The 17,153-nt window shown below is 58.5% G+C and carries 12 protein-coding genes; 10 read left to right on the top strand and 2 right to left on the bottom strand.

Translation table 11 applies throughout. The annotated features are described in order from the left end of the window. Positions 1-28 precede the first annotated feature (28 nt). Positions 29-5,347, bottom strand: coding sequence for a DUF4011 domain-containing anti-phage protein Hhe (gene hhe, locus JQR86_RS02170; protein WP_434154228.1), 5,319 nt, complete (start codon positions 5,345-5,347; stop codon positions 29-31). Between the two features lie 372 nt (positions 5,348-5,719). Here hhe and pqqF point away from each other — a divergent pair, with 372 nt between their 5' ends. The 9 genes from pqqF (at position 5,720) to JQR86_RS02125 (ending at position 14,416) form a co-directional block, all read left to right on the top strand. After that, positions 5,720-8,182: a pyrroloquinoline quinone biosynthesis protein PqqF gene (pqqF, locus tag JQR86_RS02165; RefSeq protein ID WP_407362411.1), complete on the top strand. Its 2,463-nt coding sequence runs from the start codon at positions 5,720-5,722 to the stop codon at positions 8,180-8,182. Positions 8,183-8,312: 130 nt separating this feature from the next. Further along, positions 8,313-8,384: a pyrroloquinoline quinone precursor peptide PqqA gene (gene pqqA / locus JQR86_RS02160; protein ID WP_003243383.1), complete on the top strand. Its 72-nt coding sequence runs from the start codon at positions 8,313-8,315 to the stop codon at positions 8,382-8,384. A gap of 175 nt (positions 8,385-8,559) precedes the next feature. After that, entirely contained in the window at positions 8,560-9,471 is a 912-nt protein-coding gene (pqqB, locus tag JQR86_RS02155; RefSeq protein ID WP_312272410.1) for a pyrroloquinoline quinone biosynthesis protein PqqB, read from the top strand. A 42-nt stretch (positions 9,472-9,513) separates the two neighbouring features. Continuing rightward, positions 9,514-10,263: a pyrroloquinoline-quinone synthase PqqC gene (gene pqqC / locus JQR86_RS02150; protein WP_407362412.1), complete on the top strand. Its 750-nt coding sequence runs from the start codon at positions 9,514-9,516 to the stop codon at positions 10,261-10,263. Next, positions 10,260-10,535, top strand: coding sequence for a pyrroloquinoline quinone biosynthesis peptide chaperone PqqD (gene pqqD, locus JQR86_RS02145; protein ID WP_312272412.1), 276 nt, complete (start codon positions 10,260-10,262; stop codon positions 10,533-10,535). The genes pqqC and pqqD overlap by 4 nt, the downstream gene beginning before the upstream one ends. Continuing rightward, positions 10,507-11,667, top strand: coding sequence for a pyrroloquinoline quinone biosynthesis protein PqqE (pqqE, locus tag JQR86_RS02140; protein ID WP_219650967.1), 1,161 nt, complete (start codon positions 10,507-10,509; stop codon positions 11,665-11,667). Before pqqD ends, pqqE begins: the two co-directional genes overlap by 29 nt. Before the next feature lie 26 nt (positions 11,668-11,693). Further along, positions 11,694-13,538 (top strand): S9 family peptidase, encoded by a 1,845-nt coding sequence (locus JQR86_RS02135; RefSeq protein WP_407362413.1) that lies wholly within the window; start codon positions 11,694-11,696, stop codon positions 13,536-13,538. A 186-nt stretch (positions 13,539-13,724) separates the two neighbouring features. Beyond that, positions 13,725-14,027, top strand: a complete 303-nt coding sequence (locus JQR86_RS02130; protein ID WP_010795934.1) for a hypothetical protein — start codon at positions 13,725-13,727, stop codon at positions 14,025-14,027. Positions 14,028-14,173: 146 nt separating this feature from the next. Next, entirely contained in the window at positions 14,174-14,416 is a 243-nt protein-coding gene (locus tag JQR86_RS02125) for a hypothetical protein (RefSeq protein ID WP_010795935.1), read from the top strand. A 50-nt stretch (positions 14,417-14,466) separates the two neighbouring features. Here the strand turns inward: JQR86_RS02125 and JQR86_RS02120 are convergent, their stop codons facing one another. Further along, a complete protein-coding gene (locus JQR86_RS02120; RefSeq protein WP_019366415.1) occupies positions 14,467-15,792 on the bottom strand; it encodes an APC family permease in 1,326 nt (441 codons plus the stop codon). A 291-nt stretch (positions 15,793-16,083) separates the two neighbouring features. Here JQR86_RS02120 and JQR86_RS02115 point away from each other — a divergent pair, with 291 nt between their 5' ends. Further along, positions 16,084-17,130 (top strand): SDR family oxidoreductase, encoded by a 1,047-nt coding sequence (locus JQR86_RS02115; protein WP_019366416.1) that lies wholly within the window; start codon positions 16,084-16,086, stop codon positions 17,128-17,130. The last annotated feature ends 23 nt before the right edge of the window (positions 17,131-17,153 follow it).

Below are 17,153 nucleotides of genomic sequence, written 5' to 3'. Positions count from 1 at the left end.
AAAGACCCGCTCTTGGCGGGCCTTTATTTTAGTGGACGTGCGGGTTCATATCGTCCGGGCCGTGATTTGCTCCCTCTGTAACAGGAGGCTCAGCCAGCAGGTGGGTCCCTACGCTTGCATCTAAAACCTCATGCTCCATGGTCCTTTCCTCTTCGCTCAACTGCTTGGCAGAGACAGGACTTTCCCTTCGTAGCTGATCAAGCTCATGAATAATGGGATCGAGCTGTGTACGAGGGTTACGGAACCAGTCCACTGACCAGATTCGGCGGATCCGCCAGCCCAATTGCTCCAGGACGCTTTGACGCAACCGGTCCCGGTCCCGCGCGGACTTGGCTGAGTGGTAAGCAGCCCCATCACATTCGATCCCCATCAGGTAACGCCCTGGCTGTTCAGGATCACGCACGGCCAGATCGATGAAAAAGCCTGCCACACCAACCTGCGGCTCACAGGTGTAACCGTAGCGAGACAAGGCGTCCATGACGGCAATCTCGAAGTCGCTGTCCGGGGCGCGTGCGGTTTCTTCCACGCGCGGCAGATACCCCGTCTCGGCATAGTGCAAGAAGTTACGCAGCGCGTGTACGCCACGACTCGACGTACCGGTAACGAGTACATCCGATGCCGTGAACGACGTGAAAATGTGCATACGCTTCTTGGAGCGAGTGAACAAGACGTTCAGCCGTCGCCAACCCGAGTCGCTGTTGATCGGGCCAAAGCGCTGGGGCACCTTGCCACCTGCCTCCATGGGGCCGTAGGTGAACGAGATGAAAATGACGTCTCGCTCATCCCCCTGCACGTTTTCCAGGTTCTTGATGAACAGCGGCTCGGCCAGTCCCGCATTACGCTCCCAGGCAAGCTGAAGCTCCGGGTTCTGCTTGGCGCGCAGCTCCAGTAGGCGCTCGATTTGGTCAGACTGCTTGACGTTCATCGCAACCACGCCCAGGGACTCCTGGGGGCGATTGAGCAGGTGATGCTCAATCGCTGCCACAACTGCCTCGGCTTCCTCTACGTTGCGCTGCTCGACGAAACGGCCGTTGCCGATACGCTCAAACTTGACGCCAAACTCAGCCGACTCGCGATGCGGTGAGGGATAGACCACCAGGTTACCGTCATAGAAGGCCGCGTTGGAAAACGCAATCAGGCTTTCATGCCGCGAGCGGTAGTGCCAGCGCAGGCGGCGCAGCCGGAACAAGGGCATGGCCGCATCCAGGATACTTTCGGAATCCTGAGCGAGGGACAGGTCTTCATCTTCTGCGTCGTCTCCCGTTCCCTGGCGTGCAAAGAAGTTGGTGGGCGGCAGCTGTTTCGGATCACCGACGACCACGAGCTGACGACCGCGGGCAATGCTGCCCAAGGACTCTTCGGGACGCATCTGCGAGGCTTCGTCCATTACCACCAGATCAAACTCCACTTCGCCCGCGGGCAGGTATTGCGCTACCGCCATCGGACTCATCATGAAGCAGGGCTTGAGTGCCTGCAGTGCTTTGACGGCACGCTGCATGAGACTGCGAATCGGCTGATGGCTGCGCTGTTTGCTGGCTTCGTGCTCCAGCAGGGCCAGCTCGGTGCGCTCCTTCACCTTGCCGGAGTTGTTGCCGGCAGGCACTTCTACCTGATCGATGTCGTACGCCACCTCCTCGCGCTGAATCTGTTTGAGCGCCTGGTCGATTTCGGCAAAGCGCGCTCGAATAGCCTCCTGTTCCTTACCGGAAAACTGCCCCAGCGCTGGGTTATCCTCTAGGATCTGGCAGGCCCAGCGGTCCAGCAGGCCCAGCAGGCAGCCGTCAGCGCATTGATCTGCCGTCAGACGCTGCCGTTCGATGGCCACAACGGTAGACTCGAAACCAAGATCAGCCAGCCGGCTACGTAGTCGACGGTATTCGAACCAGTGGTCGAGCAGGTCTTCACGTTCGGACGCCCGGCGCAAACGTGCTTCCAGCGCCTCGAATGTCGGCTCCGTAACGACTTGCCACCATTCGTCAGGCTCGATTTCTCCTCGTACCAGGAAAGCGTCCAGACGGTCCTCCCAGGCTGCCATGGCCTGCTGAATGACCGCAGCCTGCTCTTGCCACTCCTGGATCAGGCGTTCGGCGCCGTCCGCGTCCTCTTCGGCCAGACGTGCCATCAGATCACGCCCAACAGACAACGCCAGCAATGGCCGGGCAAGCTCGACGGTATGACGCCAGGTGTTGAGGGTGGCGCGGGCGCTTGAGGCTTGCTCCAGGGTCGGTAGCTCGCGGCCTTCCAGCACAGCCGCAAGCTGCTGGTCCTGACGCAGCTGGGCAGCGCTTTGCTGCCATGCCTCCAGGGTTTTGATCTGTGCCTGCAACCCATTGAGCGTTGGATTCTGCTCCCGAACATAGGGCAGCATCGCCTTGAGCGCCCCACCCACGCTCTTGAGCAGGCGGACCAGCACACCGTCAGCGGCTAGCAGCGGCTGTGTGCGCAGATCATGAGCATCAAAGGTAAACAGGGTTTCGAGGTCCTGCCTTAAATCCTCTACTTCTCCCAGATAGGCCAGCAGTGTATCGGCCTCACCCTGTAACGCGGCGATGTCCGCAGCGTCTGCCTTGGTCAGGTAATCCGCAATCCATACCTTGACACCAAAGCCGCGCCCGCAGGTTTCACGGACCTGACGATACCAAGCGCGCAGACGTAAGAGATCATCAACTTCTGTTTCTAGCCCTTTGAACAGTGGCCCCAGCTTTTGGGCATAGCCGGTATTCTGCGCCAGCGCCGTGCTTTCACGCTGAAACGCGACGGCCTCCACCAGCGCGTCGATGCCTTCGCCCAGCTTCACACCGGGCCGTATCAGCGTCAGCAGTTCTGCCTTGGCCGCTCGCCACTCGCCCTTGAACCAGCGCAGCAGAGACGCATCGGACAGCACGCGATGCAGATCCTCCAGACGCTGGCTATCGGGCAGGCGGCTGAACGAAAACACCTTGGACAGATGCTCACGCTGACGGCGCAGTTCGGGCAGCTGATCCGCGAGCTTGGAGAGTAGGATATCGAGCGCCTCGTCTTCATAGCTTCGCTGACGCGCCTCGACCAACTCGGCCGGCAGTGCCTGCGCCAGGAGAAGCAACGTACCCAGCTGCTCCAGTCCCTCCCGGTCGCTTATCCACTCGCCTGCCGCGCCCTGCTCTTGCAAGTGTTGCACGGCCGTATTGACCTGAGCAGCTGCCTGCATCAGGTCGCGGGTTCGCTTCATGAGGTCCAGCGCCTGTGACAGGTCCAGCTCTCCTTCCACATGCAACCGTAGCGCAGCGCAAGCCCGGTTAAGCAGCTGGCAGATATCGGCGGAACGAATGGCGTCAGGCTTGAAACGGCGCGCTAGGGCTTCCTGCCCCTTGAGCAAGGCATCGAACCGCTCCAGCCAGTCACCCAATGCTGTACAGGATGATTCATCCAGCAAGGGCAGCAATGTCCAATCCTCGTCGCCTTGCGGGAGGATCAACGCGGGAAGGCGCTCCGCCAGATCAGCCAGTGCCTGGGGCGTGAACTGCGCGAGCGCCGGTGCCCCCATCCGTTCGGCCAGTGGAGCCCTGAGCGCAGCAAAGCGGGTCAGCGCTTGCCGGGCATGCTCAAGCGACGACATAAGGCCTTCCCGCTCGGTGCCGGTCAAACGGATGAGGCGGCAGCCAAACCAGGGGTGGGTTTCCAGCCGTCCCGGCTCGCCAGCTTCCTGCGCAGTCTTGCGGTAGTAGATGGCGTAAAAGTTGGCTTGCTCTTCCAGCTGTACACGCGAAACAGGCAAGTCATACACAGGATGCAGTTCGGAAGGCGCCACAGGCAGGCTCTCACGCAAACGGGTCGCCTGCATGAGAATCTGATGCGCCGTCATGCCAACCTGCTCGTAGGGAGCGTGCAATTGCTCGACATAGCGGTTGAGCTGTCGCTTCAGACGTTCATAGTGCTCGATCTGAGCCTGTCGCTCCTTGGGCGAACGAAAGGTACCCCGTTTCTGGATTCGCTGGCGGATACTGGAGATCACCGCCTGCTTCTGGCTTTTATGGCTGTGCAGCTCCAGGCAGAAATCACCCAGCCCTGCCCGCTCCAGACGATTCTTGACCACCTCCAGCGCTGCGCGCTTTTCTGCCACAAACAGCACCTTCTTACCCTGAGCCATGGCCGCCGCGATCATATTGGTAATGGTCTGGGACTTGCCGGTACCAGGGGGCCCTTCGATGACCAGGTTTTCACCCCGGATGACATCCACCAGCGCACTATGCTGGGAGCTGTCCGCATCGTCGATCAGCGGATAATGCTCGTGCACCTCGGGCAGTTCATCAATTGCGTATTCAGCACTGAATCCAGCCTCGGCCAGAGGCTCCTTTTCATCCACCGAGGCGCCTGTCAGGCGCTGTACCAGCGGATGCGCGCCCAGCTGCCCGTCGCTCCAGCGCTCCGAATCAAGATCCAGATACATCATCAGCTTGCCGAATTCGAACAGGCCGAGCGAGGCAAACCGGCGCACCTGCCAGGTAGGCTTGGCCCTGAGGATCGTATCCTGTACCAGACGGAAATAGGCCTCGGGCGTCAGCTCTTCGGTGATGGAGGGCAACGCAATTCCAAAGTCCAGTTGCAGCTTTTCCCTGAGCGACAGGTTGGTCAGGATATCTTCGCCGGTGTACTGGATACGGTATTCGAAGGTCGCGGTTTCTGCGTTGAGCCTGCCTTTTTCCAGCTGCACGGGCACAAGCATGAGCGGCGCCAGACGCGTACTGTTGCTACCGGCTACAGATTCGTCCCATTCCAGAAAGCCAATGGCCAGATACAGGATATTCGCACCGCTTTCTTCCAGCGCGACCCGTGACTGGGCATGCAGAATCTGCAGGCGCGCCTCGAGTTCGGGCGGAAAATAAAGGCTCTGAATGGACTCATCCGAGTGCTTGCGCTCCCGGATCTCCCCCAGCACGGGAGGCTCTTCGATCAGGCCCCCTTCGTTTTCAAGCCGCAGAAGGCTGTCATCCACGACAGGCGCCTCGGCCAGTATCGGCATGGGAAGTTCATAGCTGGAAGCCATGCCCAATACAGCAGCCCACTCTTCTGCGGCAGGTAGTTTTTTGACTTCGCGCATTTGCCCCGTACAGGGGTCTTTTTCCAGAAAGCCATGCTGGAGCAGCAACGCTTGCGTAGGCTCAGGCACGGCCGCAAAGCGCATCGAGCGCTCGGAAAGCAGCATCTCGAACAACTGGTCCGGAAGCTCGTCGATCACGCGAACGAAACGCTTGCTCCGCGCATGGGAAAAATTGAGCAGCCGGTTACGGGCGCTGAGATCGAGCAGACGGCTTCGCAGCCGCTCGAGATTGGAGAGATGGCTGACGGATGAGCCTGTAGTGTCGTCCACGAACAACGTCCTCAAAACAGCAGACCGACAGCCAGGCTGTCGATATTCAAATCAACGGTCATCAATAGATAAGTCAGTCTGTCGGTGAAAAGATGAAGAACAGAAAACACTGACCGTAATGGCGAGCGCCATACATTGTGCGCTTTAAAACGCCTTGATCCGCAATGTATCGATACACATCAGATACTGTACATAAATACACCTGAAAAGCACGCGATATCCGGAAAAGTTCTGCTTAAAGCATGGCAATTTCTTGGGACATGGCCGGACATGGCCTTATCCGTGTAGCCTAACGATGCATTTCTGCCTGCAACAAAGCCGTAGAGCGGCTCCAACAAGCCCTGTGCATATCACCGGTGCATAACGACTGCCATGAATAACTTGTCTGCCACCCGATTCGAATCCCTTCGCCTTGCCAACGGCCTGACCGTTATTCTGGGACAGGTGCCTCGACTCAAACGGGCCTCGGCCGCCATTCGGGTCGCCGTAGGAAGTCATGATGTGGATAGCGCATGGCCCGGGCTTGCACATTTCCTTGAGCACCTTCTTTTCCTGGGCACGCAGGTCTATCCCGCTGATGAAGGCCTGATGGCTTACGTGCAACGCCATGCCGGGCAGGTCAATGCCAGTACACGGGATCGCACCACGGACTTTTTTTTCGAGGTGCCACCTGCCGCGCTGGAAGGCGGAGTTGCCCGTCTGTGTGACATGCTCGTCCACCCGCGTCTTGCCTACGAAGATCAACGCCGCGAGCGCGAGGTTATCCATGCCGAGTTTATTGCCTGGTCAAGGGATACCCGCACGCACCGCCTGACGTGGCAGATGCACCCATTGTCGCGCCGCCATCCTGTCACAGCATTCCATGCGGGCAACCGCTACAGCCTGCTCGTGCCCAACCTGCGTTTTCAAGCAGCACTGAAAGGCTTCCACGAGCGCTTCTATCAAGCCGGACAGATGACGCTGGTCTTGGTAGGACCACAGCCCCTGGATGAACTACGCCAGCTGGCAGACCGTTACGGCGCTAGTTTCAAGGCGGGGGAGCGTATCGAGCCATTATCGCCCCCTGCGCTTCTTCCTCCAGAACACATCGCACCGGTAGAGCCTCCGGATACAGAGACGCTCAGTTTGCTGTTCGCCTTGGAAGACCTGCCCGCTGATAGTCGTGAGGCCATTGATTGCCTGGCTCTCTGGATGCACGCCGAACATACCGGCGGCCTGATAAGCACCTTGCGAAAGAAAGGATGGATCAAGACGCTGACGCTGGAGCCGCTCTATCACTTCAGGCAGCAGGCGGTACTCTCTGTTGAAATAGCTTTGACCGAGGCAGGCATTAAAGCGTCATCACAGATAGCTCATGCCTTTTTCGACTGGCTGACGTTCCTGGAACGCCAGCCTGATCTGACTGAGCTACAGGCGGAATACACGCGCCTCGCGCAGCGAACACGTGCAACCAGCGCCGCATTGCCACTGGCCCGGTCACTTCTCGACGACGGGTTGAATACACCGGGCCTATCAAGCGCTGGCGTAACCGCTTTGCGACACCTGCTCGGGCACTTGAAGCCTGAACACAATTTGCTTCCTGCTCCAGGCGCATGCGAGCGTCAACAAGCGCCAGCCCTGAACTGGACGCTTCCACCGCTCAACCCATTCCTCGTGCCTGCGCAAATTGAGACGGGAGCAGATTCCGTTTCGCTACCCGCTCTTCAGAATATCCAGGAAGCGGCTGCCAGCCTGGGTGAAGGTGCACTGTATATCCGCTGGCACTTTCTGGAGCCGGCCGCGAATCAACCGGCTCTCGTCCGCACACTCAACCACGCACTGCAAGCTATCATCCATCAGGCACGCCAGGCAGGTGTTGAGGTTTCACTCAGCACACTTGGCCAGCAATGGCAGCTTAGGCTGACCGGCTTGAGTGAGGCGATTCCGGCTGTACTCCATGCGCTCATCCCTATGCTCCATAGGCCCAGCCACGAAGCTTGGCAAGCCTTCAGCCAGCCGCCCGCTGAGCCGAACAGCATGCCTATCAGGCAGCTCATAAGCCGGCTCACCAATCTGATGGCGGAGCCTCCTCAGACCCAGTCGGATCAGGCAGGTCAGGAAAGGGAAGGCCCCGCCCAGCTTGCTGGACAATGGTCTGTTGCACAGTGGGATGGCTTGTCTATCGGCTTTTCGGAGATGGAGCTGAACTCGCTTCGCCATTGCTTGCTGGACTTGCCCGGAGCACCTGCACAGCGCCCCCCAATCCCGCCGAGCCGTAGTGGTCGATGGTGGCACACCGTTCCCGGGCACTCGTCTGAACATGCCGTTCTGCTGGCCTGTCCGGCACCGCCCCATGACATCCGGCAGGAGGCCGCCTGGCGGTTCCTTGGCCATCTCGTGCAACCGCGCTTTTACCAGCGCATGCGTGTGGAGCTGCAGCTGGGGTATGCGGTATTTTCCAGTGTCCGTCAGATCGCGGGACGGTCAACGCTCGTGTTTGGCATCCAGTCTCCAACGGTGACGACCGCAGACATCCTTAATCATATCGAGGCGTTTCTTGCCCGGTTGCCGACCGAAATCGCCGCACTGACCCATGAGCCATTCGGGCAGCAGAAAAAGGTCCTTGCCGATCAGTTCCTACCTAGTGCACTCGACACCCGCCAGCTGGGTGAAGAGCTATGGAGCGCCCATCAGGGAGGTTATCCGCTGACTTATCTCGATGATCTTCGCAAAGCGATCCTGGCTCTACACCCTGACGACCTTCAGTACGCCTTACATGCCTTACACAGCGCTTACCACGGCTGGACCTGTTTAGCCAACCATGTCTCGACAGAAACACATTGGCGAACCCTGTAACTATACGTCGCACCATATCAGGGTAAACTAGCTTAAGTGCGTTTCAGGATGTGTTTATCCTGAACGTATGCAAGGTATTTTGTACTAAGTAAATCGGACCTTTCCGATATCACTTTGAGGGGTATTCATTATGTGGACTAAACCTGCTTATACCGATCTGCGCATTGGCTTCGAAGTCACCATGTACTTCGCTAACCGTTGATTGCGTGATCCAGCGCCCCGGTTATCCGGGGCGTTCCTTTTCTAGCCACCTTAGAAGTGGGTCATGCCTACCGCGAGGCCTGTTCGGCGCAGCCGGACCGCCAACAGGTGCTTCTCCTGAATGTCCCTCGCCGCTCGTGACAAGTTCTAAGTTGGCCGCATTTCATAGATAAATCATGTATATCCAGATTCTTGGCTCCGCTGCAGGCGGCGGCTTTCCTCAGTGGAACTGCAATTGTCCCAACTGCCGTGGCGTTCGTGATGGCAGCCTTCGCGCGCAACCTCGTACCCAGTCATCCATTGCCCTTTCTGACGATGGTGTGAATTGGATCCTGTGTAATGCTTCACCTGATATCCGCGCTCAGCTGCAGAGCTTTGCGCCAATGCAGCCGGGCCGTGCGCTGCGCGACACCGGTATCGGCGCGATCATTCTACTCGATAGCCAGATCGACCACACGACAGGTCTGCTCAGCCTGCGTGAGGGCTGCCCCCATGAGGTCTGGTGTACCGATATGGTTCATCAGGATCTCACGACTGGCTTCCCGTTGTTCAACATGCTGGAACACTGGAACGGCGGCCTGCGCTGGAACCGTATCGAGCTGGAAGACAGCTTCGTTATTCCGGCATGCCCGAACCTGCGCTTCACGCCTCTACCGCTGCGTAGCGCTGCACCGCCCTATTCGCCGCACCGCTTCGATCCGCATCCCGGTGACAACATCGGGCTGATCGTTGAAGACCTGCTTACGGGCGGCAAGCTGTTCTATGCGCCAGGCCTGGGTCAGGTGGATAACGCCCTGCTGGCCAAAATGGCCGAGGCCGACTGTCTGCTGGTTGATGGAACCCTGTGGGAAGACGATGAAATGCAGCGCCGTGGCGTTGGCACGCGCACCGGCCGCGAGATGGGCCATCTGGCTCAGAACGGCCCTGGCGGCATGCTTGAGGTCCTCGACCAGCTGACCTCGCCACGCAAGGTGCTTATCCACATCAACAACACCAATCCGATTCTGGATGAGGACTCGCCCGAACGAGCAGAAGTCGAGCGACGCGGCGTCGAAGTCGCCTGGGATGGCATGAGCATCGAGCTGTGATCCGCGTGCATCCGGTCATTTTATCTACCGAGGAGGCCAGACATGCCACACGCCCTCACCCCTGAAGAGTTCGAACAGGCCCTGCGCGCCAAGGGCGCGTATTACCACATCTATCATCCCTATCACGTCGCCATGTATGAAGGCCGTGCGACACGCGAGCAGATCCAGGGCTGGGTGGCCAACCGCTTCTACTATCAGGTAAACATTCCTCTAAAAGACGCCGCCATCATGGCGAACTGTCCGGACCGCGAGATTCGCCGCGAGTGGGTTCAGCGTATTCTTGACCATGACGGTGCTCCTGGAACGGAAGGTGGAATCGAGGCTTGGCTACGCCTGGCTGAAGCAACAGGACTCCACCGTGAGCAGGTTCTCTCGCAAGAACTAGTGCTCCCTGGCGTACGCTTCGCGGTAGACGCCTACGTCAACTTTGCGCGCCGCGCCTCCTGGCAGGAAGCAGCCAGCAGCTCGTTGACCGAACTTTTTGCTCCGCAGATTCACCAATCGCGTCTGGATAGCTGGCCCCAGCATTACCCTTGGATCGACCCAGCCGGCTATGAATACTTTCGCACACGCCTTGGTCAGGCACGCCGCGATGTGGAGCATGGCCTGCACATCACCCTCCAGCACTACACCACTTATGATGCCCAGCAGCGCATGCTTGAAATCCTGCAATTCAAGCTCGATATCCTCTGGAGCATGCTGGATGCCATGAGCATGGCCTACGAGCTGAAACGGCCGCCCTACCATACCGTAACCGACCAGCGCGTCTGGCATAAAGGAATTCAACTATGAGCTTTGATCGTACCCAAGTGCCGCGCTGGCGCCCTGGCTATCGCTTCCAGTTCGAGCCCGCACAGAACGGCTTCGTACTGCTCTACCCGGAAGGCATGATCAAGCTGAACGAAAGTGCTGGTGCCATTGGCGAACTCATCGACGGCCAGCGTGACGTGGCCGCCATCATTGATGCGTTGAACGAACGCTTCCCAGGCGTCCCGGAACTCAGTGACGATGTGGAGCAGTTCATGGAGGTTGCTCGTGCAGAGCACTGGATCCAACTCGGCTAACCTGCCTGAGCAGCCTGCGGTAGGACTGCCCTTGTGGCTCCTTGCAGAACTGACCTACCGCTGTCCCCTGCAGTGCCCCTACTGCTCCAATCCCCTGGACTTTGCGGCTCAAGGCAAGGAGCTGACCACCGAACAGTGGTTCACCGTCATGCAGCAGGCCCGGCAGATGGGCGCAGCACAGCTGGGCTTTTCTGGCGGCGAGCCTCTGGTACGCCAGGATCTGGCCGAACTGATCGGCGAGGCTCGTAGGCTGGGGTACTACACCAACCTGATCACCTCCGGCATCGGCCTTACCGAGCAGAAGATCGCTACCTTTCGCGACGCCGGGCTTGATCATATCCAGATCAGCTTTCAGGCCAGCGACGAAGAGGTAAACAACCTGCTCGCCGGCTCCAAAAAAGCCTTTGCCCAGAAGCTGGAGATGGCCCGCGCGGTAAAAGCCCATGGCTACCCCATGGTGCTCAACTTTGTCACGCATCGGCACAATATCGATAAGATCGACCGTATTATCGAGCTGTGTATCGCCCTGGAAGCGGATTTCGTCGAGCTTGCGACGTGCCAGTTCTATGGTTGGGCGCAGCTCAATCGGGTCGGCCTGTTACCCACTAAAGAGCAACTGGTACGCGCCGAACGCATCACCAACGAATACCGCGCCAAGCTCGAAGCCGAAGGCCATCCCTGCAAGCTGATCTTCGTGACGCCGGACTATTATGAAGAACGTCCCAAGGCCTGCATGAACGGTTGGGGCAGTATCTTCCTTACCGTCACGCCGGATGGCACCGCATTGCCCTGCCACGGCGCTCGCCAGCTGCCGATCCAGTTTCCGAATGTGAAGGATCATAGCCTTCAGCACATCTGGTATGACTCCTTTGGCTTCAATCATTTCCGCGGTTATGACTGGATGCCAGAACCCTGCCGCAGCTGCGATGAAAAGGAAAAGGATTTTGGTGGCTGCCGCTGCCAAGCCTTCATGCTGACCGGCGATGCGGCCAACGCCGATCCGGTCTGCAGCAAGTCCCCACATCACGACGTGATCCTCAACGCCCGTACCGAGGCCGAACAGGCCACTCAGACCATCGAGCAGCTGAGCTTTCGTAACGAGCGGAACTCCAGGCTTATCGCCAAAGCCTGAGTCTTACATAGCAACGGAGAAGCACCATGGCTTACCAGCACCCTGCTTCTACAGACACAGACGGCACCTTTACCGCTCAACAGGCCGTCGCGGCAGGCATCGATTTTGCCGAGCTACAGGCATCGGCACTGGGGCTTTTCTGGAATCAGTATGATCCTGCTGACGGCGCCTGCCGTCTATGGCGCTGGCATGATGGCAAACCGCACTGCCTGACGCCGGATGGCTACAGTGCACGCAGCCGCGTTTATGAGTACGGAGGCGGCGCGTTCTGCCTGACCGAGTCAGAGGCCGTCTTCGTCAACGACTCGGATCAACAGCTTTACCGTCAACCACTCGATGGCAGCCAACCTGTGGCATTGACCCAGGGTAAACGCCGCTATGGTGATTTGCACTATGCAGCCAACCTCATCATGGCGGTGGAAGAAGCCCATGAGGACGAGGCCGTCATTCACCGGCTTGTCGCTATTTCCCTCGCAGACAGCCACCGTCAGGTCTTGGCCGAGGGTGCTGACTTCTACGCCTCGCCTACGTTGAGCCCCAGCGGCAAGCGCCTGGCCTGGATCGAGTGGAGTCGCCCACACCAACCATGGACCTCCACCCGCCTCATGTGCGCCGAACGCCTGGACAATGGGCAATGGGAGGCGCCGGTCTGCATTGCAGGCAGCGATCCGGAGTCGATTCAACAGCCCCGTTTTGATGAACAGGACCAGCTCTACTGCCTGTCCGACCGTGACGGCTGGTGGCAACCGTGGGGAGAGTGCACATCAGGTGTCAGCAGACTGACTGCCATCAAGGCCGATCATGCGGCCGCCCCCTTCCAGCTGGGCGGCAGAAGCTGGTACAGCCTGGGCGGCGAGCGTTACATCGCCACTTGGTTCGAAGAAGGCTTCGGCCACCTGGGCAGACGCGAGGCCGATGGTCGAGTGCTGCGCTTCGCGGAAGACTTCACCCGCTTTCGCAGCCTGGCCCTGCATGATGGATACATCTATTGCATTGCCGCAGCGCCCAATCGTCCCTCGTGCATCCTTGAGATCAACGGGCAGAATGGCAACATCGAGATTCTGGCGGGCGGTATTGCGCCATTGCCTAACGAGCGCATCAGCCAACCCAAGGCCCTACGTTACCCCAGCGGCGATGGCGAAGCGCACGGCTTTTTCTACCCGGCCATGACAGGAGAGGCCAAGCCCCCCCTGGTAGTATTCATTCATGGCGGCCCTACTTCTGCCTGCTACCCCGTCTTCGATCCCCGTATCCAGTACTGGACACAACGCGGCTTTGCCGTTGCCGATCTCAATTACAGAGGCAGCACCGGCTACGGACGGGAGTACCGCAACGCGCTTCACCTGCGCTGGGGTGAGGCCGATGTCGAAGATGCCTGCGCTGTAGTGGATTATCTGGCCGAGCAAGAATTGATCGAACCGGCCCACGCCTTTATCCGAGGCGGCAGCGCCGGTGGCTATACGGCTTTATGCGCGCTGGCGTTCCATACTGTGTTTTGCGGCGGCGCCAGCCTGTACGGCGTAACGGATCCGGCCGCTCTGGCTCGCGTGACCCACAAATTCGAAGCCGACTATCTGGACTGGCTCATTGGCGACCCTAAGAAGGATTCGGAGCGTTACCGGGCGCGGACGCCTCTCCTGCATGCCGACACGATCGATGTCCCGGTCATCTTCTTCCAGGGTGAGCTGGACGCCGTCGTTGTCCCGGAGCAGACACGGGCCATGCTTCATGCACTCAAAGATCGCGGCATTCGTGCCGAAGGCTATTTCTACCCCAGCGAACGCCATGGTTTCAGGCAGGCCAAGAACCAGGCCCATGCCCTTGAACATGAATGGCTGTTCTACCGCAGTGTGATTGATCAGAACGCCTGATACAGGCGGCTTTCGGCGCTTCGCTGCCGGAAGCCGCCTCCTTGACGCTTGCAGCACACCAACCGACGACGGTATAAACCACTCGTCTCTTGGACGAGGTCAGGCTCTTGCGCCTAAGTGCCAGTAGCGATACATCTTGCCTCGAGCGTGCCATATTCCTGCACAGGTCACATGAGGAACCCCGCGATGGAACCGCAAGTCCGCCCTGCTCCCACCCTCACCGATTACCTCTACGCCTCCCCTGTCAAAAACGAGCTTGATGAGAGCCTTGATGTTGTCGAACGCTTGTTGACCCGCTCTGAGAACCGAATTGCGGAGTTGATCGAACTGGGCAATATGAGCAGCGACCTCAAGCTGATTCATATCCAGAACATCGAATCGATGATTACGGCCGCCGTGCGGCAGACGGAAGACTCATCCAACCACATGCGAGCTCATGAGGTCATTGAATTCTGTCAGCACCTTCGAGGCACCTTGCGCCCGAGTTGAAGAGGTACGCCTCCCATGTGCCAACCATGCAACATACCGATGTGAGAGTTCGCCCGGTTTTGCAATAAAGTTGGCATCCAGGGCTTCACAGATGAACTTACCCGATATGATTTAGGCGGTTGATTATCCTCTGTGAGAGCCAAGGAATGGACTCCCTGCATAGCCGTACCGCATCTTGTCTTGCTGTTTCCCTGCTGGTGGTTGCCGCCTGGTTTCTAGGACACGAAACCCAGGCGCAACCTTCACCCACGCTTACCACTAACCTGTCTGCCTACCCCAACGCACCTGCTGCACTGCCCAGCTCCGCCACACAGGCCGAACTTTCCGTTCGCCCCTGGAGACCTGCCAGCGCCAACATGCATCAGCGCCCACAACGCTGGATTTTTTAACGCATATCACACGTTCCTGCAGGTCGTGCCCGGCCTGCAAAGACCTTGTCTTACACAACATCCGCCGCTTCACGTGTCGAATGAGCACGCGTTACGAAATACAGCACCACGCCGACTCCAAGCAGAATGCCGGCACGCAGCCAGGTCTCCGCGCTCTGCTGACTCAAAAGCACCAGACACGACACGATCGCCAGCAACGGCACCAGCGTAGGGGTCCGGAAATGCGGCTGATCGACCTTGTCGCGGCGCAGCACCAAAACGGCCACGTTCGTACTCATGAATACAAAAAGCAGTAGGAGCACAACCGTCTCGGCCAGAGCCGACAACGTCCCTGTAACAGTCAACGCCATGGCTACAAGCGTTGTGGCAATAATCGCCACCCAGGGCGTACGCCGACGCGGCAGTACACGCCCCAGCACTGGGGGCAGCAGACCCTCCTCGGCCATGCCATAAGCTAGACGGCTTGCCATGATCATGGTCAGCAATGCGCCATTGGAAACCGCCAGCAAGGCCGCCACGGCAAACAGCTGCGGGGGTATGCCGTAGCCGGTTGCCCGAACCACGTCCAGCAACGGCGCAGAAGATTCCACCAGTTGTGCAGGTGACAAAACGATGGAAGCCGCCAGCCCCACCAGAACATATATTACGCCCGCGATCAGCAGTGCACCGAACAAGGTCCTTGGGTAAATACGTCTTACATCTTTCACTTCTTCGGCAATGTTGGCCGACACTTCAAACCCTACAAACGAATAGAAGGCGAGCAGCGCAGCGCCCAATACTGCTAGCGGTGGAGAAGTCCCCTCGGCAAATTGAAGAACCCGCGCCGGCTCACCCTGCCCATGACTTACATACAACACGGCCAGAATAACGACCAATAAAAGCCCCGACAGCTCAATCAGCGTCATGACCAGATTGGCATTAAGCGACTCCTTGATCCCGCGTGCATTAAGCAGAGCCACCAGCGTTAGAAAGACCAGCGCTGTCATCGTAGGCGAAACGTGAATAAACGCCCCGAGATAATCACCCGCAAAGGCCAGGGAAAGGCCGGCAGCACTCGTGACACCGGCGGCCAACATCGAAAAACCCACTAGAAAGGACACAAGGGGATGCTTGAAGGCCCGTGCGGCAAACACCGCAGCGCCTCCAGCTTTTGGATATTTGGTGACGAGCTCTGCATACGAGGCCGCCGTCAACATGGCAAATCCCATTGCCACTACCAGAGGCACCCAGATGGCTCCGCCTACCTCACCTGCAATCTTCCCCGCCAGTGCATACACCCCGGCCCCAAGCACATCCCCGAGGATGAATAACAGCAGCAAAGGACCTGTAATCGCGCGGCGCAGTTTTGTATCGGGCTCGGGTGAAGACGTCGACATATGTAATCTTCCTATGAATGTCAGGCTCTGACAGGTGAATTGGCAAGTCCGGGTCAGAACAGGACATTCACTGCACGCCGCTGTAGCCCTTCCGTCTAACCAAGCCTCTACTGGCAATACGTGTTGAAGCTTCATTCATCGACCGCATGACGTTGCTGTCGGTTCGATATCCTGTCGATATATCCATTAGGACGCTATTGGTTTTCGGAACCAAGTAGGGATGAGCGTTATCAGCTTAGTAACGTCAAACAGACCTCATCCAACTTGTTATCTATTTAGTGGAGAACGCACATGTCAGCTTCCAAGGTTGCCCTGGTCGTTGGGGCAAGCGGCATCATCGGTAATGCCGTTGTTGAAACTCTGGCCGAAAATCCTGAATGGCGGGTCCGCGCCGTCCGTCGTACCTTCGTACCGAACGTTGAAACCATTGATCTTGATCTGACTGACGCCAACGCTACGGCCCAGGCGCTGAGCCAGGCGGGGGATACAACTCATGTCTTTTATGCAGCGTTACGCCCTGATAGCAGCCTGGCCAAGGAAGCCGACATTAATGGCGCCATGCTGCGCAATGTACTGGACGGCCTGAAGTCTGCCGGCGCTAAGCTCCAACGTGTCGTTCACTACCAGGGGGCCAAGGTTTACGGCGTGCACCTGGGTCCAACAGCGGCGCCTTTTTATGAGGATGACCCGCGCCACCTCTCGCCTAATTTTTATTACACCCAGGAAGACCTGCTACGCGAGCGCGCCGCCCAGGGAGAATTCGAGTGGTCTATTCTGCGTCCTGATGTGGTGGTGGGTGATATTGCAGGCAATCCCATGAACATCGCGCTGGTCATCGGGGCCTTTGCAGCCCTGAGTAAACAAGCCGGTGTGCCCTTGCGCTTCCCGGGCTCGATGAAAGCCTACCGTGGGGTCTTGGCTCAGCTGACCGATGCACACTGGCTGGCACGAGCCAGTGTATGGGCGGCGCTGGACCCGGCCGCTCGCAACGAAGCGTTCAACCTGGTCGGCGAGCCGTTCCGCTGGGAGCGGCTCTGGCACAAGATTGGTGAAGCCCTGGATATGGACGTCGCCGATCCGCAGCCTTTCTCACTGGCAACACAGATGCCGAGCAAGGCTGACGACTGGCAAAAACTGGCTGAGCAGCACCAGCTGGAATCCGTACCGTATGAGAAGCTTGTAGGCTGGAAGTTTGGCGATTTTGTCTTCAACACCGAGTTCGACATGATCTCGGATATGGGCAAGATTCGTCGTGCAGGCTTTACAGAAGCGGTCAGCACCGAAGACTGCCTGATAGGCGCAATCAAGCGCCTACAGGAAAAGAAATATATACCTTGAGTCATAGGTCTCGCCCAGGGCTC

It is taken from the genome of Pseudomonas sp. JZ134 (genome assembly GCF_051027695.1).
GTDB classification, from domain to species: Bacteria; Pseudomonadota; Gammaproteobacteria; order Pseudomonadales; family Pseudomonadaceae; genus Chryseomonas; species Chryseomonas luteola.
This window is presented reverse-complemented; position numbering and strand designations above follow the sequence as displayed.

Bases quoted from the DNA above. Each gene is read 5' to 3' on its own strand.
- JQR86_RS02115 (WP_019366416.1), top strand. From the start codon at position 16,084: ATGTCAGCTTCCAAGGTTGCCCTGGTCGTTGGGGCAAGCGGCATCATC.
- JQR86_RS02120 (WP_019366415.1), bottom strand. From the start codon at position 15,792: ATGTCGACGTCTTCACCCGAGCCCGATACAAAACTGCGCCGCGCGATT.
- pqqD (WP_312272412.1), top strand. From the start codon at position 10,260: ATGAGCTTTGATCGTACCCAAGTGCCGCGCTGGCGCCCTGGCTATCGC.
- pqqF (WP_407362411.1), top strand. From the start codon at position 5,720: ATGAATAACTTGTCTGCCACCCGATTCGAATCCCTTCGCCTTGCCAAC.
- pqqC (WP_407362412.1), top strand. From the start codon at position 9,514: ATGCCACACGCCCTCACCCCTGAAGAGTTCGAACAGGCCCTGCGCGCC.
- JQR86_RS02130 (WP_010795934.1), top strand. From the start codon at position 13,725: ATGGAACCGCAAGTCCGCCCTGCTCCCACCCTCACCGATTACCTCTAC.
- JQR86_RS02135 (WP_407362413.1), top strand. From the start codon at position 11,694: ATGGCTTACCAGCACCCTGCTTCTACAGACACAGACGGCACCTTTACC.
- JQR86_RS02125 (WP_010795935.1), top strand. From the start codon at position 14,174: ATGGACTCCCTGCATAGCCGTACCGCATCTTGTCTTGCTGTTTCCCTG.
- pqqB (WP_312272410.1), top strand. From the start codon at position 8,560: ATGTATATCCAGATTCTTGGCTCCGCTGCAGGCGGCGGCTTTCCTCAG.